Here is a 24,627-nt window from a genome sequence, read left to right as displayed (position 1 = left end):
AAATAAATTTACATTGCTTTTTTATTTTTAGCAATGTAAATTAACTATTTTTAAATATTAGCTAGGCGTTTTGAAGTGCTAATAACGCTATCAGGATTAAGTGACATTGAGCTAATGCCTTTTTGCTTTAGCCAAACAGCTAAATCTATATGATCACTTGGACCTTGACCACAAATTCCTACATATTTGTTTGCTTTTTTACAAGCTGTAATTGCTCTTTCTAACATAAATAAAACCGCTTCATCTCTTTCATCAAAATCAGCCACTAAAATATCCATTCCACTATCTCTATCAAGTCCTAAAGTAAGCTGGGTTAAATCATTGCTGCCTATACTAAAACCATCAAAATATTCTAAAAACTCATCGCATAAAATAGCATTACTAGGCACTTCGCACATCATAATCACTCTTAAGCCATTTACGCCACGCTTTAAGCCATTTTTTGCTAATAGATTTATAACTGAATTTGCTTGTGATAAAGTCCTTACAAAAGGCACCATAATTTCAATATTATTTAGCCCCATTTCATCTCTTGCTATTTTTAAAGCTTCACATTCAAGCTTAAAGCATTCCGCAAAACTAGGAGCTAAATACCTACTTGCACCTCTAAATCCTAGCATGGGGTTTTCTTCGTGCATTTCGTAAAATTCTCCGCCTAATAATTTTCTATATTCATTAGTCTTAAAATCACTAAGTCTAATAATCACAGGCTTAGGATAAAAAGCAGTCGCAATTGTAGCTATACCTTCGGCTAATTTTGATACAAAAAATTCTCTTGCATTAGAATAGCCTTTACTAGCTTCATTTATTTTATTTCTTAAATCATCATTTATATTGTCATAATCTAAAATAGCATTAGGATGAATGCCTATGTGATTATTTATAATAAACTCAAGTCTAGCAAGTCCTACACCATCATTTGGCATTTGTGCGAATTTGAATGCTAATGCAGGATTTCCCACATTCATCATTATTTTTACACCGCAATTTTGCATTTCAAATTCTTCATTTTCAATTACTTCGTATTTTAATGCCCCTTCATAAACCCTACCTTCATCTCCATGAACACAACTAACGCTTACTAAATCTCCATCTTTTAATATAGTTGTAGCATTGCTAGTGCCAACAACTGCACCAATTCCTAGCTCTCTTGCAATAATTGCTGCATGACAAGTCCTACCACCCCTATTTGTAACTATTGCTGCGGCTTTTTTCATAACAGGTTCCCAGTTTGGATCTGTCATATCAGTAACTATTACATCTCCAGCATTTACACGAGAAATCTCGCTAATATCGTTTATAACCTTAACTACCCCAACGCTTATTTTTTGTCCTATTGCTCTACCTGTTATTAGGACTTTTGATTCTTCTTTTAATTTATAGCTTATATCTTTTTTCTTTTGAGATTGAACGGTTTCAGGTCTTGCTTGAAGTATATAAATCTTACCATCTAATCCATCTAATCCCCATTCTATATCCATAGGTCTTTTATAATGCTCTTCTATAATTAAAGCATATCTTGCAAGTTCGTTTATTTGCTCATCATTTAGGCTAAATTTATCTTGCATATTTTTAGCTACATCTACTACTTTTACGGCGTTTTCTCCTGCTTTTCTTTCTTCTTTAAATTCCATCTTAATTAGCTTTGAGCCGATTTTTCTTGAAATTATTGCTTTATTATTGTTTTTTAGGCAAATTTTTGATACATAAAACTCATCAGGATTCACCGAGCCTTGAACCACACATTCGCCTAATCCATAAGATGAAGTGATAAATACAACATCTTTAAATCCACTTTCAGTATCAAGGCTAAACATAACCCCGCTACTTCCTTTATCGCTTCTTACCATACGCTGAATACCAGCACTAAGCGATACTTCAAAATGTGAAAAACCCTTATGCACTCTATAAGAAATCGCCCTATCATTATAAAGTGATGCAAAAACCAAACGGATTTTATCCAATATATCATCAATTCCACTAACATTCAAAAAAGTTTCTTGCTGACCAGCAAAAGAAGCATCAGGCAAGTCTTCTGCGGTAGCTGATGAACGAACAGCAAAAGTGCCTAACCCATCGCTATCTAATTCTTTATAAAACTTAATGATTTGCTCTAAAAATAAAGGCTGAAAATTAGCTTTAGTTATTAAGCTTCTAATTTTTGCACCACACTTAGCAAGTGCATCTAAATCATCAGGATTTAAATTCTTTAACTCATTAGTAATTATTTCATCTAAATTATTGTATTTTAAAAAATCTCTAAAAGCTTGTGCTGTAGTTGCAAAACCATCAGGCACTCTAACCCCACTACTAGCAAGATTTGAAATCATCTCGCCTAAACTAGCGTTTTTACCACCAACTATTTCTACATCGCTCATTCTAAGTTTTGAAAAAGCTAAAACATATTCCATTTTCACACTCCTTTTTGATAGAATTATTTTATTTTAACAAGCAAGGATAACTTAAATGAAACAATTAAATAAAAAAATTGTGTTTTTTATAAGTGATGGAACAGGAATAACCGCTGAAACATTTGCTCACTCGGTATTAGCTCAATTTGAAGATGAATATGTTTTCACACAAATTAGAGAGCCTTTTATAAATACTGAAGAAAAGGCAATTAAGGTTGCAAATAAAATTAATGAATTAGCAAAAACTGATATTCCGCTAGCATTTAGCACTTTAATTAATGTAAATATTGCTAATTATATTAAGAATTCTAATTGTGTTTTTATAGATTTATTAGAGCCTTTTGTTAGCTTAATTTCAAATAAATTAAATGTAAAACCTAGCATAAAACAAGGTCTATCTCACTCAAACACTCATAATAAAAATTATCAAAATAGAATAGAAGCTATTAATTTTACTTTAGAGCACGATGATGGACAATTCATCTACGCACTTGATAATGCTCAAATAATTTTAATAGGGGTTTCAAGATCAGCAAAAACACCAACTAGCCTTTATCTTGCTATGCAATATGGAATTAAGGTAGCAAATTATCCACTAACTCCTGATGATTTTAAGGCTTGTGCTTTGCCTAATGCTTTAAAACCTTATAAAAACAAGCTTTTTGGTCTTAGCATAGACCCATATCGCCTAAGTGAAATACGCAACGAAAGGCTGCCTAATTCTGAATACGCAAGTATAATTAATTGTAAAAATGAAGTAAAAAATGCAGAATTTTTAATGAAGATAAACAATATCCCATTTTTAAATATCACAAATAAAAGCATAGAAGAAGTAACTTCTACTTTATTAGATATATTTGATATACATAATTAATTATTACTTAAAAATAATTATTAATTATTAATATTTATTTTATAAGATTTTTTATATTTATATTAAGGAGATAAAAATGAAAAATCTTATAAAAATTAGTATCGCAACAACTCTTTCAATTAGTTTGTATGCTAACAATATAAATGAAGAAATTGCTGCAAAAGAATATGATGCTCAAAAACTAGCAGATATTATTGTAAAGTTGAATGTTATGGGAGATAAAAGCAAAAAACCAAATCATCATAAGGGTTTTTGCGTAGGTGGAGTTTTTAAGCCAGATAGTAATATTAATAAATATTTCAATATTGAGCTATTTAAACAAAAAAGCATACCTGTAAATGGAAGAGTTTCTTTAGGTGGTGGTGAATTAAATGATAAAAGTAAAGCAAGGGGTTTAGCTATTAAGTTAGAAGGAGATAATGATAATTGGACTATGGTAATGCTAAGCAATCCAATTAATTTTGCAAAAACTCTAAAAGAATTTGGATATTTTCACGAAATGCAATTACCTGATGAAAATGGTAATGTAAATAAAGAAAAAATAAAACAAGCTTTTAGCGAAGTTCAATCTTTTAAAAATTTTGCAGAATATACTAAAAATATAGGGTTTTCAAAAAGCGTTGCTAATACTCAATTTTATAGCGTTCATACTTTTTTCTTTGATGATAAAAACAATAACAAATTTCCAGCTAGATGGACTTTTAAACCAAAAGATGGAGTTAAATTTTTAAGCGAAGAAGAAATAAAAACAACAAGCAATGATTATTTAGCAAAAGATTTTCAAGAAAAAATAAAAAATGCTCCTATTGAATATGAATTATTTTTTACATTACCAAATGAAAATGATGAATTGTATTCAACAAATGCTTTATGGCAAGGAGAACACAAGCAAATTTTCGCAGGGACTTTGCAACTTACACAATATAATGGCTTAGATTGCAATCTTGATGTATATTTTCCTTGGGATATGGCAAAAGGAGTATATGAGCCAAAAGATGAACTTTTTATACCAAGAAACGAAGCTTATGTAATAACTTTTGGTTATAGACAATAAGCTAAAGGGGTTTTAGAATTTGAAATATTAATTTCAAATTCTAATTATTTTAAGAGTTTATATATTTCATTAAAGTTACATAGCACAAATACGCCATAGCAATGGTAATTAACCAACCTATTAAAGCTAGTAATTTAGAGTGTTTATAATCTCCTACTATGTTTTTCTTATAAGCTGCAATTAATATCACACATAAAGCAATAGGCAATATAAAACCATTTAAAGTCCCTACCAAAATTAATACTGCAGTTGGTTTTCCTATAGTTGAAAATACTAAAGTAGAAAATATAATAAAAGCTATTATTATATTATTTTCATTCTTTTTAAGCCAAGGACTAAAGCTTGATATAAAACTAACTGATGTATAAGCACAACCAACCACTGAAGTAATAGAAGCAGCCCAAATTACAATACCAAAAACAACACTACCAAAATTACCCAAAATATATTCAAAAGGAGTAAGAGCTGGATTGTTAGGATTTAAACTAACGCCTAAAGAAATAACCCCTAAAACTGCTAAAAATAAAAATACCCTAATAATACTAGCTATAATTATTCCTGAAACCGAACTTTTACTAACTTCTTTTAGATTTTCAACACCACAAATCCCCGCATCAAGTAAGCGATGAGCACCTGAAAAAGTAATATATCCGCCAACCGTTCCGCCTATTAAAGTAACTAAGCTTAAAGCATCAAATTTTGATGGAGCAAATGTCTCAATAGCCACTTCTTTTAAAGGTGGATTTGATTTAAACACAATATAAATTATTATAAGTATTAATATAGCACCTAAAATCTTAGCAAATCTATCCATATGTGCACCTGCGTCTTTATTAATGAAAATACCTATAGCAATTACTGCACTAATACAAGCTCCTAAAATAGGATTTATCCCAAAAATAGTCTCAAATCCAAGTCCAGCACCTGCAATATTACCTATATTAAATGCAAGTCCACCTAAAATTATCAAAAATGATAATAAATATCCTACACCTGGAAAGACCTTATTAGCAATATCTTGAGCTTTTAATTTACTAACTGCAATAATTCTCCATACATTAAATTGAACCCCAATATCCATTAAAACCGACATTAAAATAATAAAAGCAAAACTAGCCCCTAAGCTTTGTGTAAAGCTAGCAGTTTGAGTTAAAAATCCAGGTCCAACTGCTGAAGTAGCCATTAAAAATGCAGCACCTAATATAGCTTTATTATTTTTCATTAATTACTCCTTATGCTTATATTGTTTTCTTCTAAAGTTTTTTTGATTTTTTGTGCGAATAAAAGTGCTTTTTTGCTATCTCCATGAACGCATAAACTATCAGCTTTTATATTAATTTTTTTACCATTTTCACTGATTACATATGAATGTTTTATCATATTTAATACTTGATTTATTGCTTCATCTTCATTTTCAATTAAAGCATTTTCTTTAGTTCTTGATACTAATAAACCATCATCTGTATATCTTCTATCAGCAAAAACTTCACTAATACTATTAATACCTACATCATTTGCTGCACTAATTAAACAAGAATTGCTAAGCCCCATTAATGCTATATTTTTGCCTAATTTTGCAACTTCTATTGCAATATTTTTTGCTAAGTCTAAATCAACACAAGCCATATTATATAAAGCTCCGTGCGGTTTAACATAGCTTAATTTTACCCCTACTAATTCGCACATTTGCTTAATCGCACCAAATTGATAAGCAAGTAGTGCTTGTAATAATTCTTTATTTAAATTCTCATTAGTTCTTCCAAAATTTGCCCTATCATTAAAGCTTGGGTGAGCTCCTATTCTTAGCTTATATTCTTTAGCTTTAATTAAGGTATTATATATTTCTTTATATCCGCCAGCGTGAAGCCCACAACATACATTAACAGAGCTTATTAAAGCTAATATCTCATCATCATTTTGCATACCTTCAGCTAAATCTGAATTAAAATCAATTCTCACTTGCATACTCCTTTATTTGATTTATATGTGAAATTCTTTCTTTTTTTGCCATTAGAGCTTCTTCAATACTTACTAATTCAAAACTAATCTTAGAATTAATTCTACTTTGAGCAAAAAGCCCTAAATCAGCTTCAATAACTTGAGCAATTTTTGGATAACCGCCTGTTGTTTGTGCGTCTTTTAATAAAACTATAGGCTCTCCACTACTTGGAACTTGAATAGTTCCTGCACTAACTCCGTGAGATGGTAAGCTTAATTCATTGATTAAATTAAGTTTAAAATCACTATTTAGCCTATATCCCATTCTATTACTTGAGCTTGATATATTAAATTCTTGATTTAATAAATTATGCTTTGCTTCATCACTAAAAAGCTCCCATTCAGCACCTTTAATTATTCTTATTTTATCTCTTGGTTTTATCCTAGATACTGCTATTTGAGATAAATTCATTCTTGAACCTATGCTTAATTCATCGCCTACTTTTAATGCTCTACCATTAAATCCACCAAAAGATGCGCTAAGATTTGTAGAAGCTGAATTAAGAACAAAATCAGCACTAAAACCACCATAAGCACAAATATAAGCACACATTCCTGACATAGCTCTTATTAATCTAAGAGTTTTTCCTGCTTCAATTCTAATTCTATAATTATTATGAATTGGCTTTTCATCTATGAATGCTTCATAATTTGCCCCTGTGATACAAAAAGTCATTGCCTTATTGCAATATATTTCTATCCCACCTAAAATCACTTCAATTGCAGGTGCATTTAAGTCATTTCCTAATAAAGCATTACCTAACATAAAGCTCCACTTATCTAAAGCCCCACTCTCATTTACCCCATAACTTTTATATGAAAACCTACCTAAATCTTGAATAGTTGCAATTGATGATATTTTTGTAATTTTCATAATCTCTCCTTAATGCTATTGATTACAAATTTTAATCTATCACCTGCTTTTAAAAGGCTCGGATTTTCGCTATTTACATCAAATAATTTTGCCTTTGTATTTCCTATGATATTCCATCCACCTGGACTTTGATAAGGATATATTCCTGTTTGAGCTCCACCTATACCAACCGAACCTGCTGGAATTTTAAGTCTTGGGGTGCTAAGCCTTGGAGTGTGTAAAATCTCATTTAATCCACCCAAATATGCAAATCCTGGTTGAAAACCTATAAAATAAACATCATAAATAGGCTCGGCGTGTAATTTAGCAAACTCACTCATACTCATACCTTTAGCCTTTGCAATTACTTTTAAATCAAGTCCTAAATCCCCACCATAATCAACAGGAATTTCAATCAATCTTCCTGATAGCTCTAGTGGTTTAGTGCTAGTAATTAACTCATTTAATTTACTTTGTAAATCTAATAAATCCTTATAATTTAAATCACTTGTTAAGACATAAAGAGTATTCATTCCGACCACTACTTCTTTTATATAAGGCATATCTTTAATTACTAAATTAAGTGCATAGCATAGGCGTTGTTTTTCTATGCTTATTGGAGGCTCAAGATATAAAAGCAATGAAGTTTCGCTTGTAATTTTAAATTTGTTATACATAATCATCCTTTAAATTTATTTTTTTAATACTAAAACACACTATATTCGCTATCTTTTCTATCCGTTACAAACATATATCCAGGAGAATGAGTTATCATAATATCAGGCTTACTAGTAAGTGCTATGCTTTGCGGAGTTACCCCACAAGCCCAAAATACACATTCTTCATCAGGATAAATAGTAGATGCGTCTCCAAAATCAGGATTATTAATATCTTTAATACCTATTACACTAGGATTTCCTATATGAACAGGTGCTCCATGCACGCTAGGATAAAGAGCTGTTGCAGTTGTAGCTTTGATTAAATCTTTATGTTTAATTGGTCGCATTGAAACAACCATTTTTCCATAAAACTTACCGGCACTTGCACAATCAATATTTGTAATATACATAGGCACATTATGATCTTCTTCAATATGTCTTAAAGGTATATTGTGATTTAATAAAGCTGCTTCAAATGAAAACGAACAACCTATTAAAAAACTCACATAATCATCTTTAAAATGATTAATAATATCGCTTGTCTCTTCTACTAATTCGCCTTTTTTATATATTCTATATTTAGGAATACTAGTTCTAATATCTGCATTATTTGCACTTGTTTTTGTAAGATATTCTCCCGCGTCTAAGACTTCAATTAAAGGACAAGGTTTAGGGTTTCTTTGACAAAATAATAAAAAATCATAAGCATCACTTTTAGGCAAAATCGCAAGATTAGCTTGAACATAACCTTTACAAACCCCTGCTGTAGGTTTGCTAAATTCATTTTTAGAAATTAAAGCTCTTAACTCTTCTGGTCTCATTTTTTCTCCTTTTTGAAATTGTAGTGTGAAAAAATGTGAAGAAAAGTAAAAATATAAAAAACTTAACTAAAATTGTTACAAAATTACACAATTAATTATATATAAAATAAGTATTAAATATATTGATTATTTATATTAAAAATTAAGAAATTATTGCAATATAACAAATAATTATTGTAATATTTTATATATCTATTTCATAACTAATTTTAATTAGAATAATAATTTTAGGGGAGCGAAAGCTGAGAGTAGGCGTAATAGTCTTGACCCTTTGAACCTGTTTGGGTAATGCCAGCGTAGGGAGATGCAAAATTTTTCTAATCCTTTCTTAGCATTCCCATAAATTGATTTTATGGAGAGTTGTATGAGTAATTTTTTCTTGTGGCTTGGAGCTAGTATTTCGCTAGCTGAAATTGAAGCCGGTAGTTTATTTTCAGGTCTTATTTTAAGCGATTCTTTATTTGCTATATTTTTTGGACATTTTTTAGGTGGAATTTTATTTTTTGCTATGATGTATATTAGTACTAAACTAAAATGCAATGCTATGGGTAGTCTTAAATATTTTTACTCACAAAATGGCAAAATATTCTTTTCATTTTGCAATTTTCTAGCTTTAATTTGCTGGAGTGCAGTTATGATTATGAATGCAGCAATACTGCTAAATGGACTATATCCAAATATAAATTTTAACTTAGTAACAATTTTGTTATCATCACTTTTAATAATATGGCTATTCTTAAAACAAAATTTATTAATGTTAATAAATAATTTTATAGTTTGCATACTTTTTTTGATAGTAATTTATATTTTTTATAACTTAATTAATCTTAATTTAAACCAAATAGAAGTTAATAAAATAAACTTGATAAATGCTATTGAATTAAGTATTGCTATGCCAATTTCTTGGCTTGCATTAGTTGGTGATTATACAAAATATTTTAAAAATCCAATAAAAGATAGCTTAATAGCTTCAGTTGCGTATTTTCTAGGAAGTTCGCTTATGTATATAATTGGATATTTAACTATGAAATACTATAGCGACCTTTCTAGTTTTTTAATCACTTTAAAATTATCAATGTTAATAATATTTTTGATTATTTTTTCAACAATAACAACAACATATTTAGACATTTTTTCAGCTAATGAAAGTATTAAAAATATAAATAATAAATTTGGTAATAAAATTACAATTTTATTAATAATCTTTATTGCTTTATTAATAGCTATTTTTATACCTTTTTCTTTATATGAAAATTTTTTATATACATTAAGTTCAGTATTTTTACCTATGGCATCGGTTATGGTATGTGTATATTGTTTTAAACTAAAAAATTCAGCTAAATTAAATTTTTTAATTTGGTTTATTGGATTTTTAATTTATCAAATACTGATTTATTTTGATTTTTTAGCATCAATTTTAACTTTTTTAATCATTTTAATTTTAACCTTAGGAGGAGAATATGTATCAAAACATTATGCAAAAAACAAGAAATCATAAAACTTTAGTAGAAAGTATTACAAATTATGTAACGATAAACGACTCAGCTAACGCTATTTTAGCTGTTGGTGGCTCACCTATTATGGGAGATTTTTATGAAGAAGTTGGCGAAATTGTTACAATTAGTAATGCGGTTTTGCTAAATATCGGGCAGTTAAACGAAAATCTAATAAAAGCCCATAAAAACGCAGCCTTAAAGGCAAATGAATTAAATATTCCTATTGTTTTTGACCCCGTTGCAGCAGGAGTTAGTAATGCAAGAAATAATTTATGTAAATATTTAATGCAAAATATAAAGTTTTGTGTAATTAAAGGCAATGCAAGCGAGATAAATTATCTAGTAAATAAGACATTAAATGCAAGTGGCTGCGATAGTAGTGATGAAATAAATCAAAATGATTTAGAAAAATACATTGATTTTGCTAAAAAACATAAAACTATTTTGGTAATCACAGGTAAAAATGATTTTATTATCAGCAAAACGAATGTTTTTATACTAAGCAATGGTTCGGCAATGCAGACGAAAATCACAGGTGCAGGTTGTATGCTAGGCAATATCTTAGCCGTTTTTGTTGGGGCAAATGATGATAAATTAAATTCTGTAATCACAGGTATAAGTGCATTTAACATAAGTGCTGAAATAGCCGAAACTAAAGCAAATGGCACTATGTCGTTTAAAATGCACTTAATTGATGAGTTAAGCAAAATTGATGGAACTACCATAAAAGAAAGGATAAAAATTGAAAAACTTAGATGAAATTTTAAGATTTTATGCAATTAGTGATGATATATACACTAAAGAAGATGAATTATTAGATATTTGTGAGATTTTATTTGCAAATCATGTAACTTGCTTTCAAGTAAGAAATAAAGCGAACAATTATAGCCTTAATACACTTTTAAAATTAAAAAATCTTTGTGAAATAAAAAAAGTAGCTTTAATAATAAACGATGATTTAGACCTTGCAATTAAGCTAAATGCTGATGGTATTCATCTAGGACAAAGTGATATAAACAAAAATCTAAAAATACCAAAAAATATGTTTTTAGGAATAAGTGCAAGTAATTATGAAGAAGCGTTAAAAGGCTTACAATTAGGAGCAAATTATCTAGGCATTGGAGCAATTTATGAGAGCAATACTAAAAAAGATGCAAAAATGCTAAGCAAAAATGACCTAATAAAAATAGTGCAAGAAATAAACATTCCTAAAGTGGCAATAGGAGGATTAAATTATCAAAATATAGACAATTTAAAAGAATTTAAAATAAAAAATATAGCTTGTATAAGTGCGATTTATGAAAATCAAAATTATAAAGCAAATTGCGAAAAATTATGGAAAAAGATTTCTCTTTTATAATTGACCTTGATGGCGTAATCATTGATAGCGTTGGCTTTTGGCAAGAATTAGCTAATGGATATAATTTAGATGATTTAAGTTTTTATGATGGGCTTAAAAAAATTGATGAATTAAACAAAACTAAATTAAGTAAAAAAATCATTAAAACTTGCATTGATTTTTATAGCAAAGAAGCTAATTTATGTATAGGTGTAAATGAGTTTTTAGCCAAATTTAAAGCTTATAAAAAGTGTATTTATACAGCTAGTCCATTTGCAAAACTTGTTTTAAAAAGATTTGATATTTTAGATGAATTTGTTTTCATTCAAGATGAAAGAAAATATTTAAAAACTACTCAAATAGCTTTAAAAACTTGTATGAATAAGCTAAATACTAATAAATTTATTTTAATTGATGATAGCTCTAAAATAATTGATTTAGCTAATAAAAACGACATTTTTAGCATTGGAATCAATTGCGAAAATGCAAAAATAAACATTAAAAACATAGGAGAATTAAATGAAAAAGATATTAAGTATAGCTGGAAGTGACCCATCTGGTGGGGCTGGGTTGCAAGCTGATATAAAGACAATTCAAGCTCATAAAATGTATGCAATGAGTGTAATTACAGCCTTAACTGCTCAAAATACTAGCGGGGTTTTTGGCGTTTTAAGGGTTGATGCAGATTTTATAAAAGCTCAAATAAAAGCTTGTTTTGATGAATGCGAAATAGATTACATAAAAATCGGAATGCTTTATGATGAAGAAATTATAAATTGTGTTAAAAATACTCTAAATGGATATAGTAAAATCGTACTAGATCCAGTAATGGTGGCTACAAGTGGTGCAAGATTACTTGATGAAAGGGCAATTAATGCTATAAAAGGTTTTGCAAAAAATGTTTATTTGATTACTCCAAATTTATATGAAGCTGAAGTTTTGTTAGGCGAAAAAATCACAAATGAAAAAGATGCAATAAATGCAGCAAAAAGTTTAGAAAAAACTCTAAAATGCAAGGTTTTATTAAAAGGCGGGCATTTAAAAGCAAGTGATTTTTTAAGCGAAAATGGTGAAATTACGATTTTTAAAGGCGAAAAAATAAAAAATATTGTAACTCACGGCACGGGTTGCACTCTAAGCTCTGCAATTGCTTGTAATTTAGCTTTAAACGAAGATATTAAAACAGCTTGTAAAAATGCAAAAGATTATGTAAGTAATGCTTTAAAAAATAGCTTTAATTTTAATTACAAAGTAAAATTATTAAATCATTTTTAGCATTATAGTTTTAAGCTTTAATTTTAAAATATGTTTTTTGAAATTAAAGCTCTTAACTCTTCTGGTCTCATTTTTTCTCCTTTTTGAAAATGTAGTGTGAAAAAATGTGAAGAAAAGTAAAAATATAAAAACTTAACTAAAATTGTTACAAAATTACACAATTAATTATATGTAAAATAAGTATAAGGTTTTTATTATTAATTTATAAAAGATAAAAGTAGTAAAAATATAATATTTAAAGCTTTAAAAGAATTTGAAATTCCTTAAAACTTTAAATATATAAAATTATTTAACTTTTTCTACTGCATCAAGTATTGTTTTTTGAGATTTTATATCGTTTATATCAGTTTTAAAATATAATTCAACTCTATTATTTTTGATAGATTCTAAACTATTATTATCAAATCTAGGATTGTTTGCTCCATAGCTTTTGATACTAAGTTTTGATGAATCAACCCCGCTTTTAATAAGTATCTCAAGGACTTCTCTAGCTCTTGCAGTTGCTAAATCAAAACTTGTTAAATAACTATCATCATTATCGCTAAATCCACGAATTTCAAGCTGAACCCCATCTCCTAAGCCTTGCATAATCATTTTAATTCTTTTAAGATATAAAATATCATCACTATTTGCAACTCTAGTTTCGTCTTTGTTAAAAAACAATATTGAAGGAAGTTCCATATAAAATTGGTTTTCTCTTTGATCTAAAATAGCTTTTAGTTTTTCTATACTTTCTTGCTGATTTATATTTTGAGCTTGTAAAGCACGAGATTCTTCGTTATTTGATGGACTATGTTTGCCATCTGTTTTACTCTCTTTTTCTACCACCTGCGTGCTTGGAAAATCAAAAATCTTTACAAATTCTTTAGTTAAAGCCTTTGCTTTATCAGTATTTACCGAAGCAATAGCATAAAGTGCGATAAATAACGCTAGTAATAATGAGAAAAAGTCTGCTAAAGGAACAGCCCATTTCTCGCATGCTGGTATTGGTGGGCACTTTTTTTTCTTAGACATTATTATTCACCAAATTGTGATTTAGGCACTAAACCATGTGGGAAATATAAAAATAGCTTTTGCTCTAAATCTCTTGGATTTGCACCTTCTGCTATACCAACTACCCCAGCCATCATAAGCTCTTTTTCTACTATTAAATCATGTCCGTTACCTTTGATTTTGTTTCCCCAAGGCACAAACACTCCATAACAACAATAAATCCCTGTAACCGTAGCCGTAAATGCACCCGCAATACCCATTGCCATTGCTTGCGGATTATCAAGTAATTGAAGTGCTAGCATAAGACCGCACACCGCTCCAACAAGTCCGAATGTAGGACAAGACTCACCTACACGACAAAAGAATTCCCTACACTCATCATAATAAGTTTCTGAATGAGAAATATCAAGCTCCATACTTTCTTTTATCTCTTCAACATCTTTACCATCAACCATCATCATCATTGCTGATTTTAAGTAGTGATTATCTATTTCAGCTACTTTTGGTTCAAGTGCTAAAAGCCCATCTTTTCTAGCAATAGAAGCAAATTCTATTAACTGATCGGTTCTTGCTTGAAAATTAACCCCACTACCTTTAAAAACTATTTTAAGCTCTTTAAAAGCTCCTTTTATAAAATATTTATTCGTTCCAACCATAGTAGAGAAAAATGCTGTTGGTAAAACGATTAAAACCGATGAAATATGAATAAGGTGTAATGGGTTACCACCTTCTAAAATATCCCCTACGCAAATAGATGTAAGAGCTAAAACCATTCCTAAGACCGTTGTTAAATCCACATTTTTTCCTTTATTTAAATCTTAAAATATTACATTCATTTAGTTAAAATTTCTTCATTATATACTTTTATGCAATTTTTGCCAGCATTTTTAGCAGCATACACTGCTAAATCGGTTTTTTTCATAAAATCATTAGAATTTGTAATAGTAGTAGGTAAAATTGTAGCCACTCCTATACTAATACTACTTTTCCATCTATCATCTAACTTATTTCCTACTTGAATATTTAAACTTCTAGTAACATTTAAAAGTGTTTTTGCTAGCAACATAGCACCATCAATATCTGTATTTGGTAGTAAAACAAAAAACTCATCTCCACCAAGTCTTGCTAAAACATCATCAGTTCTAATAGTTTCTTTGATTGTTTGCGAAAACTCTCTTAATACCTTATCGCCCATTTCGTGTCCATAAGTGTCGTTTACTTCTTTAAAATTATCTAAATCAATCATTAAACCACTTGTAATTAACGAATTTTCTTTCGCTTCATTTAAAATAACTTCTAAAACTTCAAATAAATGTCTTCTATTTGGTAAATTTGTTAATACATCTGTTAAAGCTATACTTCTTAAAGTTTGATTTGTTGCTGCTAATTCTCTTGTTTTCTCTTTCACTTTTAATTCAAGATTTCTTTTAAGCTCTAATAATTCGCTATTTTTCTTAACTACAACATTTAAAAGATTACTAAGAGCTTTTACTAAAGGTGCTGTTTGCTTATTTTCATTTTGAACCACTATCTCATAAGCTTCTTTAGCTTCAAGACCTTGATTAATTAATTCTATTTGTTTTGCCATATTTTGGTCAATCCCTAAAATATGAAAAGCAAGCCAAGAAATCAAAAACTCTAACAAACTCTTAACAGCTTCTTTATTAGTGCCATCTCCAACATCATCATATAATTGCTTAGTTTGTTCTATAAACATTTTATGACTTAATTTATGCTCTTGAAAAAAATCACTAAAAATATTTACATTTTGCATTAGCATTTCTTCTTCTGAAAAATGCTCTTTAGCATAGTTTAAAATACCATTAAAAGCTTCATCTAACTCATTTTTATTTAAATTCTTTTCGCTTAATTTTAAAGCTAGTTCATTGATTAATTGCACTAAATAATAATGCTGCTTATCAACATTATCAATATTTGTTTCATAGTCTTTATTCCAAGCAAATATTATTTCCATAACCTTTCCCTTTATTTTAATTTATCCCAACTTTTCCCAACACTCAAACTCGTTTTTAGTTTAACTTTTAAACCATAAGCATTTTCCATTATATTTTGAGCTATTTTTGAAAATTCTAATACATATTCATCTTTTACTTCAAAAATTAACTCATCGTGAATTTGCAATATCAATTTTGCATTTTCACTCAAATATGGATAAATCTTAATCATAGCTAATTTAATTAAATCTGCTGCCGAACCTTGCAAAATGCTATTTATACATTCTCTATCGTTTGCATTATTTATCTTAATATCATTTGTATATTTGAAAAATCTTTTCCTACCTAAAAGCGTTTTGATATAACCTAAGTCTTTTGTTTGTTTTTTTGTATTTTCAAAATATTCTTTAATCAAACTAAAAGAAGCAAAATATTTTTTAATATAATCACTAGCATCACTATATGGTATTTTTAACTCTTCACTAAGTCTTCTAGCACCCATTCCATAAATTAGACCAAAATTTATGCTTTTTGCATAATTTCTTTTATCTTTATCGCTCGTGCCAAAAATCTCAATAGCAGTTCTTGTATGAATGTCTTCATCAAATAAAAATGCTTTTAATAAATTTTCATCTTGGCTAAAATGAGCCAACATTCTAAGCTCAATTTGAGAATAATCAAGACTAATAAACGAATAACCAGTTTGCGGGATAAAAGCTTCTTTTAGAAAACTTGCATATTTGCTTCTAGCAGGGATATTTTGTAGATTTGGATTATTTGAGCTAAGCCTTCCTGTTGCTGTGCCTGTTTGTAAAAAGTTTGAACGCACTTTGAAATTCTCTTGATTATCTACATTTAACTCAAGCAATGGTAAAACATAGGTGCTAAGGACTTTGCTAGCGGTTCTATATTCTAAAATCAATTCAGCAATAGGATGCTCTATGCTTTGCAAGGCTGCTTCATTGGTTGAGCCTTTATGATTATCAGGTAATTTTAATTTATCATATAAAATCTCTTTAAGTTGCTTTGGAGAATTTAAATTAAAGCTTAAGCCAACCATATTAAATATCTGATTTTCTAATTCTTTTAAATTAAGTTCTAATATATTTTGAAGATTTAATAATTTTTCTTTATTTAGTGTAATTCCATTATTTTCTAAAGAAATTAAAACTTTAATAAACTCACATTCAAAATCAAATTCTTTTTTACGTTCATCATCTAAGTTTTTAAAAGCGTGTTCATAAATTGCTTTGGTTATAAACGCATCTTCACTTGCATATTCACAAGCTAATTTGGTATCAATATCGCTAAAATTTTCGCCCTTTTTAACTACTTCTTCATAAGCTAAACAAGTATAATCAAAATACTCCTTAGCAAGATAATCAAGTGAGTATTTAGAACTTGAATCAAGTAGCCAAGCAGCTATCATACTATCTTTAAATTTCTTTGGATATGAAATACCTAAGTCATTTTTCAGCATTTTTAAATCAAATTTTAGATTATGACCTATTATTACTTTTTCAAATATCTTATTTATAGCTTTTATTGCATCTTCTTTAGCAATATTTTTTGCATTTTTATGTAGTATTGGAACATAATAGCTTTTATCTTGATTGCAAAACGAAAATCCAACTATCTTATCATCATAATTAAGCCCTGTTGTTTCGGTATCAAATCCAACCTCATCGCCTAAATTGTCTATAATCTTAAATAATTCTTCTTTATCATCTAATAAGGTTTTTGTATATTTTAAGCTTACTTGTTTTTCTTCTTTTATCTCGCTTTGTTTATCTATAAATTTTAAGAATTTAAATAATTCAAATTCTCTTAATTCATCTTCAATATTATTAAATATATTAATACTTGGCTTACTAGCCTTGCTTAGAAAATCTCCTAAAGGCAAATCATCAACTAATTTTGCTAATTTTTTAGATAAAACCGCATCATCTTTATGTTCGGCTAATTTTTTTTGAGAACTTTTATTGCCTAATACATTTAGATTTTTATATACATTATCAAGGCTATCGTATTCGTTTAATAATTTTTTAGCAGCAACTGGTCCAATACCAGGAATACCTTTAAAATTATCAGCACTATCGCCTACTAAGGTTAAATAATCAAGCATTTGATAAGGCTTAACTCCAAATTTCTCAATACAAGCTAACTCATTTATAATCTCATAATTCTTACCAATTAACTCGGTATTATTATCATCAAGCAATTGATAAAGGTCTTTATCGGTTGAATAAATGCTAGTAAATAAGCCTTGTTGCTTAGCAAACTTACTAACACTAGCAATAATATCATCAGCTTCATAATTAGGAATTTCTATTGATAAAAATCCTGATTTTTTAATAAGCTCGATACATACTGGAATTTGCTCTTTTAATTCAGGCTCTAATTCTTTTCTATTAGCCTTATAATCAGGCAAAAGCTCTTTTCTAAATGACCCGCCCGAGCTATCTAGTGCAAAAACTACATAATCACATTCAATTTCTTCAACAATTTTTAACATAAAATTTAATAAACCAAATATCATTCCTATTGGTTTTTCATCTTTTGCACTTTTTAAATTCCTCATCGCATAATAAGAGCGAAATAGCACATTTAAAGTATCTACTACTATTATTTTTTTCATATTTTCTACCTTTGATTTTGCCTTTATGTTATCAAAAGAATAATTAATAAAACTAATAAAAACTAATTTTCATTTTTAATTTACTTTAAAGTTTAATTTAATAAATTTCGTGTTTTTTAAAGGAGATTTTATGAAAAAAATTAGCGATTTTATTTCAAAAAATTTAGCTATTTTGGTTTTAGTTTGCACTGCTTTTGCTTTGTTTTATCCAAGTATTTCTAATATTATTAAGACAAGTTATGTTAATTATTTGCTTGGAATTATTATGTTTGGAATGGGGCTTAGCGTTAGAGCTAGTGATTTTAAGGAATTATTTTTAAGACCTAAAGATGTGATTATAGGTATTTTTGCACAATTTATAATAATGCCTTTTATAGCTTTTGTTTTGATTTTTGTTTTCAAACTTGATAGTGCTTTAGCAATAGGTGTTGCTTTAGTTGGTGCTTGTCCTGGTGGCACTAGCTCAAATGTGATTAGCTACCTAGCAAAAGCTGATGTTGCTTTATCAGTTAGTATTACAAGCTGCACTACGATTTTAGCTCCGATAATTACTCCATTTATTACTTATTTGTTAGTTGGAAAAAGCATTGATATTAACGCTATTTCAATGTTTGTTAGCATTATTCAAGTAATAATTATTCCTATTTTATTAGGTGTTTTAGCTCATAAATTTTTACCTAAAATTACTGAAAAATTACAAGATATTTTGCCACTTATTTCAACCTTTGGAATTGTAGCTATAGTAATGAGCGTAGTTGGTGCGAACGCAACAAAAATCTTAGATAATTTAGGCATTATTTTAGTAGTTGTAATGCTTCATAATGTCTTAGGCTATCTTTTAGGCTTTTTTGCGGGAAAAATCTTTAAATTAGAATTAGCAAAACAAAAAACTCTAGCAATAGAAGTAGGAATGCAAAACTCAGGCTTAGCTGCTTCACTAGCAACTACTCATTTTGCTGCTTATCCTTTAGCTGCTGTTGTGGCTGCTTTATTTAGCGTGTGGCACAATATTTCAGGTGGGATTTTAGCAACAATTTTTAGAAGATTTTAATATTTGAAATTCCTATTTTAATTTTAAAATAGGAATTATTTTAAATTAACTTGTAAAACTAAACTAGCTTCTTTTAAATAATCAACAACTTTTTTTAATCGTTTTAAATTCTTCTTCGCTTTTTGGCTTTTCGCCTGTTTTTTCACATTCAGCTAAGTATTTTTCATAGCTTTGAGTTTTTGTTTTAAAAAATGCTTTAAGCTTTTTAAACATTGCTTGTCCTTAATCTTGTATAAGCAAACTTGCTTCTTAATTAACCTCAAGCACAATTAGAATTTAAACGCTCTTTCTCACGCTTTAAAAATTCTTCTTTGCTTAAAGGCTCTTCATTTGGGTATTTTTCCTTATGCTCTTTTAAATAAGCTTCATAATCAGGAATACCACAAGCTGCTTTGAGTTTATCAAAAAATCCCATAGCTTTCTCCTTAAGTTAAAATAAAATCTAAAGATAACATAAAATATTTGCTAATCAATCTCTTTTATGCTCTAATCTAAATTCTCTTGGATTTTGTGGATTTTTACCTTGCCATAATCCTAATTTATTGGCTCTTGCGTATTTTTCATCATCTAAATATTTTTTCGTATAGTTTTGATACGACCACGCACAACCATTTCTTACCATTGCTTTATTTATATCTTCGCCATTAGCATAGACAATACCTACAACCCGTCCATATTTATCTTTGTCTTTAATCTCTAACTTAATATCTTTATTTTTAAGAAAATCACTTAGCATATTTTTACAAAATTGCCCGTATTCTTGAGCGCTTTCAGGTGCGTCTATACCATAAAATCTCACTTTGATTTTTTCTCCTTTGCTAAGCAAAACTATAGTATCTCCATCACTTACTTTTTCTAGTGAATACTCTTTAGTAAAAGAAGTAAAATAAGAAAAATTTGCAACTACTAAAAAAACAATTAAAGCAATTATTTGATATTTAAATGGTAATTTTTTAATTAATTGCATTTGTGCTTTTGTTGGTTTTTTCATATTAATCCTTAAAATTATTTTTTATATAATATTATTTTTAAAAGGATTTTACAATGGTTTTTATAAAAGGTTTTATATTAATATTATCATTAATTGTTGCTATCGGAGCTCAAAATATGTTTATAATAAAACAAGCAATATTAAAAAATCATATAATTTTAATATGCAGTATTTGTTTTATTTGCGATGCTATTTTACTTGCTTGTGGAGTATTTGGAGTTGGTAAAGTATTATTAAAAAATGAAACAATGAGTTTAATAGTTACAATTTTAGGTATATTATTTTTAATCACTTATGCGATGATTTCACTAAAATCAGCCTTTATGAACACTAATTGTGATTTTCAAAATGATAATGAAAAATTAAGTGTAAAAAAAGCAATAATTTTAACCTTAGCAATTACTTTACTAAACCCACATGTTTATTTAGATACCATATTTTTAGTTGGAGCAAACGCTATAAATATTCAACAAAATGAAAGGATATTATTTTTCTTAGGTGGTGTATGTGCTTCTTTTTTGTGGTTTTTTTCTTTAGGATTAGGAGTTAGTAAAATTAGTAAAATACTTTTAAATAAAAAAATATATTTTTTTATAGAAATATTAACTAGCTTAATAATGATTTATATAGCTTATGATTTATTAAAAATTTTAATCAATTAGCCGTAAAATAGCTTTTTCGTTATTATTTTACGCTTTTTAATTTTAACTTCTTGATGATTTTAAATTCTAGTATTTAAAAAATTAGTCTAATCATAATTTTAATTTTTATTTATACATTAAGCTTTGTTATAAAAATAACAGAGCTTAATGTTTTTATAACTTTAAGATAAAAATATTAAATCAGTTTTGTGTTTTGTTTTTATTCTTAGCTTTTTGCACAAAATATAATGCTATTAACGCTATTACAAATCCTAAGATAAAAGTTAAACCATAAGAAGCATATAGTTCTAATGCCAAACGCTATTGCGATATATATTTATCAAATTCCCCTACACTTTTTACTAAGTTAATTGTTGCTTCAATATTTTTCAACGAGTTATAAGGGTTATTAGGATTCTTTAAATACAACATAAAAGCAAATACCTTAGTGCTAAATAAACTAGCAGCTATTAAACCTACAATATAACACCAATACCGATATTTTTCTTTTTTTTCATTTTTTTCCTTTAATTTTATTTTCTTTATTTTTAAATTTAAAATGGATTAAAGGCAAAATATAGGCAAAATAACTTTGCAATATTTAATCTTACAAATTATTTAGCTTTTAATAATTCTGTTCTTTGCTATTATCTTTTGCACTAATTTTGCCGTTATTTGGTATTGAAAACCAATTATTACTTAGCCTATAGCTTGTAAAATTTTTTGATAATTACTTTGTTGAATTGCTTTATATACAAAATAAATATCTATTAAAACATAAATATATAAAGCCCATAAAATAAATATCCCTATAAAAAGAAATACACTAATTAAGCCTATTAAAAATATTCCTAATTTTAAAAAACCTAAAGACCTATTACCTTGATAAAACCTATCAATACCTAATATCCCGAAGAAAAACCCTAAATTCATTGCCAATATAGGGTGTTTGTAATTAATACAAGAAAGATTTTTGAATTTCTCTTCACTTAAGCTGTCAAGTTTATTGCTTAGCATAAACTTTTGCTCGCTTGATATTTTATTATCAAGCAACATTAAATAAGAACTTTTGTCCATAATGACTCCTTTGATTAAATAAAAGAGCTATTGTAATACCCCCCCCCGCTAACAAGAAGTTAATGGATTAAAATTATTTAATAATTATTCAAGATTTTTAAAAATAAAATTATAAAAAAAAGATAAAAAATATTTGCTAATAAAGATAATTTGTATTAGCTAACTAGCTACTTATCTTTATCAGCATTTTGTTTTACGCTTGCTTGTTTGTTCTATGAAAAACTCCTTTTTAGTTAAAGGAGTTTTATCAGGGTGCATTTTCTTAAAATGCTCTAAATATTTTTCATAATCAGGTGCTCCAAGCATTGCGTAAAAAAACTCACGAAGCTGCTTTTTCATAAACCACTTCTTTAAGTGGAATGCTAAACCTATTAGAATAACTTTCTTTCCAAATTAGAACGAATTTAATTCCAACTATTATGGTAACTAATAAGAAGAAAATCGTTAAAATAGCATTTACTACATTAGAATGTGCCACTTGTTTAGCTTTATTAAATTCTTTTAAAGTCGCTTCACTATTATCTCCTGCATTAATTTTTACTAATAATTCATCAGCTTTAGCAAAATTAATTTGAGCTGTTGCTACGTGAGAAATTGAGTTTGCGATTTTGCTTTCACTTTGTGGTAATACCTTTGCAATACCTGCTGTAAATGTAGTTGAGATTACAAAAAGCGCAGGTAAAACAATAGCTAAGATATACTTTCTTTTTCCCATTTTAATAAATACAGAGCCACATAAAAACATAGCAACTACTGCTAAAAGTTGATTTGATACGCCAAAAAGCGACCAAAGTGAATAAATTCCGCCAAGTGGGTCAATCGCACCACCATATAAGAACCAGCCCCATCCAGCAACACAAATTAAAGTAGCGAATATATTTGCTCCTAAATTACTTGTGTTTGCAAGTGGCTTATAAACATTTCCTAACATATCTTGAACCATAAACCTACAAGTTCTAGTTCCCGCATCAACTGCTGTTAAGATAAATAATGCTTCAAATAAAATAGCGAAGTGATACCAAAATGCCATCATTTCCTTTCCACCGATTAGCTCATGAATAATTAATGATAAGCCTATTGCAAATGTAGGTGCTCCACCTGTTCTACTTAATATAGTGCTCTCACCTATATCATTAGCAAGTGTTTGAATATCAGCAGGAGTTACGCTAAATCCCCAAGCACTAATAGCTGCACTCGCACTCTCAAGTGTCGTGCCTATAATTGCTGGTGCTGAATTTATTGCAAAATATACTCCAGGTTGAAGTATACAAGCAGCAATTAAAGCCATAATAGCAACCGCACTCTCCATTAGCATTGAACCATAGCCTACCATTTTTGCTTGTGTTTCATTTTCTAGCATTTTTGGACTTGTTCCACTAGAAATTAATGCGTGAAAGCCTGAAATCGCCCCACAAGCAATATTTATGAATAAAAATGGAAATAATCCACCTGCAAACACAGGGCCTGTGCCATCTATAAAATGTGTAACTTTTGCCATTTTAATTTCAGGAGAAACTAAAACAACACAAATAGCCATTATCAAAATTACACCGATTTTTAAAAATGTTGAAAGATAATCTCTTGGCGCAAGTAAAAACCAAACCGGTAAAATCGCAGCTATCATTCCATAGCCCATCATTATAAAGCTAAGTTCAAGAACACTAAAATCAAAATGTCTTGCTAAATCAGGGTCGTTTGCTACAACTTTTCCTAAATATAAAGCTATCATAAGTAAAACAAAGCCAATTATACTAGCTTCTCCGACTGCACCTGGGCGAATAAATCTCATATAAATTCCCATAAAAATAGCAATAGGAATTGTTGAAGCTATTGTAAATGTCCCCCAAGGAGAATGTGCTAAAGCTTTTACAACAACCATAGCTAAAATAGCAATGATAATTAGCATAATAAGAAAAATTCCTATCATAGAAACAACACCAACGAAATTCCCCATCTCGTCTTTAATCATTTCGCCAAGACTTTTTCCACCGCGTCTGCTTGATACAAAAAGCACAACAAAATCATGCACGCTACCAACTAAAACGCCACCAATTAATATCCATAATACACTAGGTAAATATCCCATTTGAGCTGCTAGGATTGGTCCAACAAGTGGTCCTGCACCTGCAATTGCAGCAAAGTGATGGCCAAATAAAACATATTTGTTTGTAGGAACAAAGTCTTTTCCATCATTAAGTGCTACAGCAGGAGTAATCTTAGTAGCATCAACGCCGCAAAGCTTAGTTTCTATAAACAAAGCATAAAATCTATAGCCGATTGTATAAATACAAACAGCAGCTACAACTATCCAAGCAGCATTTATTGTTTCGCCATTATTTAAAGCAATAACGCCCATACAAAATGCTCCAAGAATAGCAACAACTATCCATAAAAGCTTATTCATAGCTTCTCCTTAAAAATAAATTAATTTTTTAATCTAATTAAAAATGTGAGTAAGTATTATAATCTAAAATTATAATACTTATAAGAATTTTATATTA

24 protein-coding genes, 1 pseudogene and 1 riboswitch are annotated in these 24,627 nt (G+C 28.7%); of the genes and pseudogenes, 9 read left to right on the top strand and 16 right to left on the bottom strand.

The window, feature by feature from the left end; translation table 11 throughout:
• Positions 1-50 precede the first annotated feature (50 nt).
• Positions 51-2,411 (bottom strand): phosphoenolpyruvate synthase, encoded by a 2,361-nt coding sequence (gene ppsA, locus AVBRAN12640_RS07085; RefSeq protein ID WP_336608786.1) that lies wholly within the window; start codon positions 2,409-2,411, stop codon positions 51-53.
• A gap of 55 nt (positions 2,412-2,466) precedes the next feature.
• Here ppsA and ppsR point away from each other — a divergent pair, with 55 nt between their 5' ends.
• Positions 2,467-3,285 carry a posphoenolpyruvate synthetase regulatory kinase/phosphorylase PpsR gene (gene ppsR / locus AVBRAN12640_RS07080; RefSeq protein WP_336608787.1) on the top strand — a complete coding sequence of 273 codons (819 nt, stop codon included), beginning with the start codon at positions 2,467-2,469 and terminating at the stop codon, positions 3,283-3,285.
• A 76-nt stretch (positions 3,286-3,361) separates the two neighbouring features.
• Positions 3,362-4,339: a catalase gene (locus AVBRAN12640_RS07075; RefSeq protein ID WP_336608788.1), complete on the top strand. Its 978-nt coding sequence runs from the start codon at positions 3,362-3,364 to the stop codon at positions 4,337-4,339.
• A 49-nt stretch (positions 4,340-4,388) separates the two neighbouring features.
• Here the strand turns inward: AVBRAN12640_RS07075 and AVBRAN12640_RS07070 are convergent, their stop codons facing one another.
• The 5 genes and pseudogenes from AVBRAN12640_RS07070 to AVBRAN12640_RS07050 all read right to left on the bottom strand — a co-directional run.
• The gene (locus AVBRAN12640_RS07070) at positions 4,389-5,561 is read right to left on the bottom strand and encodes an NRAMP family divalent metal transporter (RefSeq protein ID WP_214118343.1); all 1,173 of its coding nucleotides are present in this window, start codon (positions 5,559-5,561) and stop codon (positions 4,389-4,391) included.
• Positions 5,561-6,298: a 5-oxoprolinase subunit PxpA gene (locus AVBRAN12640_RS07065; RefSeq protein ID WP_336608789.1), complete on the bottom strand. Its 738-nt coding sequence runs from the start codon at positions 6,296-6,298 to the stop codon at positions 5,561-5,563. The genes AVBRAN12640_RS07070 and AVBRAN12640_RS07065 overlap by 1 nt, the downstream gene beginning before the upstream one ends.
• Positions 6,288-7,211 carry a biotin-dependent carboxyltransferase family protein gene (locus tag AVBRAN12640_RS07060; protein WP_214118339.1) on the bottom strand — a complete coding sequence of 308 codons (924 nt, stop codon included), beginning with the start codon at positions 7,209-7,211 and terminating at the stop codon, positions 6,288-6,290. The genes AVBRAN12640_RS07065 and AVBRAN12640_RS07060 overlap by 11 nt, the downstream gene beginning before the upstream one ends.
• On the bottom strand, positions 7,208-7,867 hold the full coding sequence (pxpB, locus tag AVBRAN12640_RS07055) for a 5-oxoprolinase subunit PxpB (protein ID WP_214120413.1): 660 nt from the start codon (positions 7,865-7,867) through the stop codon (positions 7,208-7,210). Before pxpB ends, AVBRAN12640_RS07060 begins: the two co-directional genes overlap by 4 nt.
• 29 nt (positions 7,868-7,896) lie before the next feature.
• Positions 7,897-8,673: pseudogene (locus tag AVBRAN12640_RS07050) on the bottom strand (putative hydro-lyase); the annotation flags it as partial.
• A gap of 216 nt (positions 8,674-8,889) precedes the next feature.
• Positions 8,890-8,990, top strand: a riboswitch (TPP riboswitch).
• A 44-nt stretch (positions 8,991-9,034) separates the two neighbouring features.
• Here AVBRAN12640_RS07050 and AVBRAN12640_RS07045 point away from each other — a divergent pair.
• The 5 genes from AVBRAN12640_RS07045 to thiD are packed head-to-tail and all read left to right on the top strand — an operon-like array spanning position 9,035 to position 12,780.
• Positions 9,035-10,168, top strand: a complete 1,134-nt coding sequence (locus AVBRAN12640_RS07045; protein WP_336608790.1) for a cytosine permease — start codon at positions 9,035-9,037, stop codon at positions 10,166-10,168.
• Positions 10,131-10,925 carry a hydroxyethylthiazole kinase gene (gene thiM / locus AVBRAN12640_RS07040; RefSeq protein WP_336608791.1) on the top strand — a complete coding sequence of 265 codons (795 nt, stop codon included), beginning with the start codon at positions 10,131-10,133 and terminating at the stop codon, positions 10,923-10,925. The genes AVBRAN12640_RS07045 and thiM overlap by 38 nt, the downstream gene beginning before the upstream one ends.
• Complete coding sequence (gene thiE, locus AVBRAN12640_RS07035; protein WP_336607409.1) at positions 10,909-11,526, top strand: thiamine phosphate synthase; 618 nt, start codon at positions 10,909-10,911, stop codon at positions 11,524-11,526. Before thiM ends, thiE begins: the two co-directional genes overlap by 17 nt.
• Positions 11,502-12,056, top strand: coding sequence for a hypothetical protein (locus tag AVBRAN12640_RS07030; protein ID WP_336608792.1), 555 nt, complete (start codon positions 11,502-11,504; stop codon positions 12,054-12,056). Before thiE ends, AVBRAN12640_RS07030 begins: the two co-directional genes overlap by 25 nt.
• Positions 12,025-12,780 (top strand): bifunctional hydroxymethylpyrimidine kinase/phosphomethylpyrimidine kinase, encoded by a 756-nt coding sequence (gene thiD, locus AVBRAN12640_RS07025; protein WP_336608793.1) that lies wholly within the window; start codon positions 12,025-12,027, stop codon positions 12,778-12,780. Before AVBRAN12640_RS07030 ends, thiD begins: the two co-directional genes overlap by 32 nt.
• A gap of 285 nt (positions 12,781-13,065) precedes the next feature.
• Here thiD and motB read toward each other — a convergent pair whose 3' ends face one another.
• From motB to polA, 4 genes are read right to left on the bottom strand one after another with little or no spacing between them, the layout of a single operon-like run.
• Positions 13,066-13,794 carry a flagellar motor protein MotB gene (gene motB, locus AVBRAN12640_RS07020; RefSeq protein WP_336608794.1) on the bottom strand — a complete coding sequence of 243 codons (729 nt, stop codon included), beginning with the start codon at positions 13,792-13,794 and terminating at the stop codon, positions 13,066-13,068.
• A 2-nt stretch (positions 13,795-13,796) separates the two neighbouring features.
• Positions 13,797-14,570, bottom strand: coding sequence for a flagellar motor stator protein MotA (motA, locus tag AVBRAN12640_RS07015; RefSeq protein WP_214118320.1), 774 nt, complete (start codon positions 14,568-14,570; stop codon positions 13,797-13,799).
• Between the two features lie 35 nt (positions 14,571-14,605).
• Positions 14,606-15,748: a GGDEF domain-containing protein gene (locus tag AVBRAN12640_RS07010; protein WP_214118318.1), complete on the bottom strand. Its 1,143-nt coding sequence runs from the start codon at positions 15,746-15,748 to the stop codon at positions 14,606-14,608.
• 11 nt (positions 15,749-15,759) lie between these two features.
• Positions 15,760-18,366, bottom strand: coding sequence for a DNA polymerase I (gene polA / locus AVBRAN12640_RS07005; protein WP_336608795.1), 2,607 nt, complete (start codon positions 18,364-18,366; stop codon positions 15,760-15,762).
• Positions 18,367-18,496: 130 nt separating this feature from the next.
• On the opposite strand from polA, the gene AVBRAN12640_RS07000 reads away from it, so the two are divergent.
• Positions 18,497-19,417, top strand: coding sequence for a bile acid:sodium symporter family protein (locus AVBRAN12640_RS07000; protein WP_336608796.1), 921 nt, complete (start codon positions 18,497-18,499; stop codon positions 19,415-19,417).
• 81 nt (positions 19,418-19,498) lie between these two features.
• On the opposite strand, the gene AVBRAN12640_RS06995 is transcribed toward AVBRAN12640_RS07000, so the two are convergent.
• From AVBRAN12640_RS06995 to AVBRAN12640_RS06985, 3 genes are read right to left on the bottom strand one after another with little or no spacing between them, the layout of a single operon-like run.
• Entirely contained in the window at positions 19,499-19,630 is a 132-nt protein-coding gene (locus AVBRAN12640_RS06995; protein WP_275591981.1) for a hypothetical protein, read from the bottom strand.
• Positions 19,631-19,676: 46 nt separating this feature from the next.
• Positions 19,677-19,832 carry a CstA-like transporter-associated (seleno)protein gene (locus AVBRAN12640_RS06990; protein WP_214120529.1) on the bottom strand — a complete coding sequence of 52 codons (156 nt, stop codon included), beginning with the start codon at positions 19,830-19,832 and terminating at the stop codon, positions 19,677-19,679.
• A 54-nt stretch (positions 19,833-19,886) separates the two neighbouring features.
• Positions 19,887-20,408, bottom strand: coding sequence for a thermonuclease family protein (locus AVBRAN12640_RS06985; RefSeq protein WP_239802921.1), 522 nt, complete (start codon positions 20,406-20,408; stop codon positions 19,887-19,889).
• A 53-nt stretch (positions 20,409-20,461) separates the two neighbouring features.
• On the opposite strand from AVBRAN12640_RS06985, the gene AVBRAN12640_RS06980 reads away from it, so the two are divergent.
• Positions 20,462-21,070: a LysE/ArgO family amino acid transporter gene (locus tag AVBRAN12640_RS06980; RefSeq protein WP_336608797.1), complete on the top strand. Its 609-nt coding sequence runs from the start codon at positions 20,462-20,464 to the stop codon at positions 21,068-21,070.
• A 678-nt stretch (positions 21,071-21,748) separates the two neighbouring features.
• Here the strand turns inward: AVBRAN12640_RS06980 and AVBRAN12640_RS06975 are convergent.
• From AVBRAN12640_RS06975 to AVBRAN12640_RS06965, 3 genes are all read right to left on the bottom strand, one after another.
• Entirely contained in the window at positions 21,749-22,126 is a 378-nt protein-coding gene (locus AVBRAN12640_RS06975) for an NINE protein (RefSeq protein ID WP_214118308.1), read from the bottom strand.
• A gap of 180 nt (positions 22,127-22,306) precedes the next feature.
• Positions 22,307-22,465, bottom strand: coding sequence for a CstA-like transporter-associated (seleno)protein (locus AVBRAN12640_RS06970; protein ID WP_214118306.1), 159 nt, complete (start codon positions 22,463-22,465; stop codon positions 22,307-22,309).
• On the bottom strand, positions 22,446-24,530 hold the full coding sequence (locus AVBRAN12640_RS06965) for a carbon starvation CstA family protein (protein WP_336608798.1): 2,085 nt from the start codon (positions 24,528-24,530) through the stop codon (positions 22,446-22,448). The genes AVBRAN12640_RS06970 and AVBRAN12640_RS06965 overlap by 20 nt, the downstream gene beginning before the upstream one ends.
• Between the last annotated feature and the right edge of the window lie 97 nt (positions 24,531-24,627).

This window comes from Campylobacter sp. RM12640 (assembly GCF_020137595.1).
In the GTDB taxonomy this organism is placed as follows: Bacteria; Campylobacterota; Campylobacteria; order Campylobacterales; family Campylobacteraceae; genus Campylobacter_E.
Note: the sequence above shows the minus strand (reverse complement) of the source record. Positions and strands in the feature narration are given on the sequence as shown.

Excerpts from the sequence above, each read along its gene's own strand:
- AVBRAN12640_RS07000 (WP_336608796.1), top strand. The coding sequence starts at position 18,497 with ATGAAAAAAATTAGCGATTTTATTTCAAAAAATTTAGCTATTTTGGTT.
- thiD (WP_336608793.1), top strand. The coding sequence starts at position 12,025 with ATGAAAAAGATATTAAGTATAGCTGGAAGTGACCCATCTGGTGGGGCT.
- ppsR (WP_336608787.1), top strand. The coding sequence starts at position 2,467 with ATGAAACAATTAAATAAAAAAATTGTGTTTTTTATAAGTGATGGAACA.
- AVBRAN12640_RS06985 (WP_239802921.1), bottom strand. The coding sequence starts at position 20,408 with ATGAAAAAACCAACAAAAGCACAAATGCAATTAATTAAAAAATTACCA.
- AVBRAN12640_RS06965 (WP_336608798.1), bottom strand. The coding sequence starts at position 24,530 with ATGAATAAGCTTTTATGGATAGTTGTTGCTATTCTTGGAGCATTTTGT.
- AVBRAN12640_RS07030 (WP_336608792.1), top strand. The coding sequence starts at position 11,502 with ATGGAAAAAGATTTCTCTTTTATAATTGACCTTGATGGCGTAATCATT.
- AVBRAN12640_RS07010 (WP_214118318.1), bottom strand. The coding sequence starts at position 15,748 with ATGGAAATAATATTTGCTTGGAATAAAGACTATGAAACAAATATTGAT.
- AVBRAN12640_RS06990 (WP_214120529.1), bottom strand. The coding sequence starts at position 19,832 with ATGGGATTTTTTGATAAACTCAAAGCAGCTTGTGGTATTCCTGATTAT.
- polA (WP_336608795.1), bottom strand. The coding sequence starts at position 18,366 with ATGAAAAAAATAATAGTAGTAGATACTTTAAATGTGCTATTTCGCTCT.
- AVBRAN12640_RS06970 (WP_214118306.1), bottom strand. The coding sequence starts at position 22,465 with ATGAAAAAGCAGCTTCGTGAGTTTTTTTACGCAATGCTTGGAGCACCT.
- AVBRAN12640_RS07060 (WP_214118339.1), bottom strand. The coding sequence starts at position 7,211 with ATGAAAATTACAAAAATATCATCAATTGCAACTATTCAAGATTTAGGT.
- AVBRAN12640_RS06980 (WP_336608797.1), top strand. The coding sequence starts at position 20,462 with ATGGTTTTTATAAAAGGTTTTATATTAATATTATCATTAATTGTTGCT.
- AVBRAN12640_RS07075 (WP_336608788.1), top strand. The coding sequence starts at position 3,362 with ATGAAAAATCTTATAAAAATTAGTATCGCAACAACTCTTTCAATTAGT.
- thiM (WP_336608791.1), top strand. The coding sequence starts at position 10,131 with ATGTATCAAAACATTATGCAAAAAACAAGAAATCATAAAACTTTAGTA.
- ppsA (WP_336608786.1), bottom strand. The coding sequence starts at position 2,411 with ATGGAATATGTTTTAGCTTTTTCAAAACTTAGAATGAGCGATGTAGAA.
- pxpB (WP_214120413.1), bottom strand. The coding sequence starts at position 7,867 with ATGTATAACAAATTTAAAATTACAAGCGAAACTTCATTGCTTTTATAT.
- AVBRAN12640_RS07070 (WP_214118343.1), bottom strand. The coding sequence starts at position 5,561 with ATGAAAAATAATAAAGCTATATTAGGTGCTGCATTTTTAATGGCTACT.
- AVBRAN12640_RS06995 (WP_275591981.1), bottom strand. The coding sequence starts at position 19,630 with ATGTTTAAAAAGCTTAAAGCATTTTTTAAAACAAAAACTCAAAGCTAT.
- motB (WP_336608794.1), bottom strand. The coding sequence starts at position 13,794 with ATGTCTAAGAAAAAAAAGTGCCCACCAATACCAGCATGCGAGAAATGG.
- AVBRAN12640_RS07045 (WP_336608790.1), top strand. The coding sequence starts at position 9,035 with ATGAGTAATTTTTTCTTGTGGCTTGGAGCTAGTATTTCGCTAGCTGAA.
- AVBRAN12640_RS06975 (WP_214118308.1), bottom strand. The coding sequence starts at position 22,126 with ATGGACAAAAGTTCTTATTTAATGTTGCTTGATAATAAAATATCAAGC.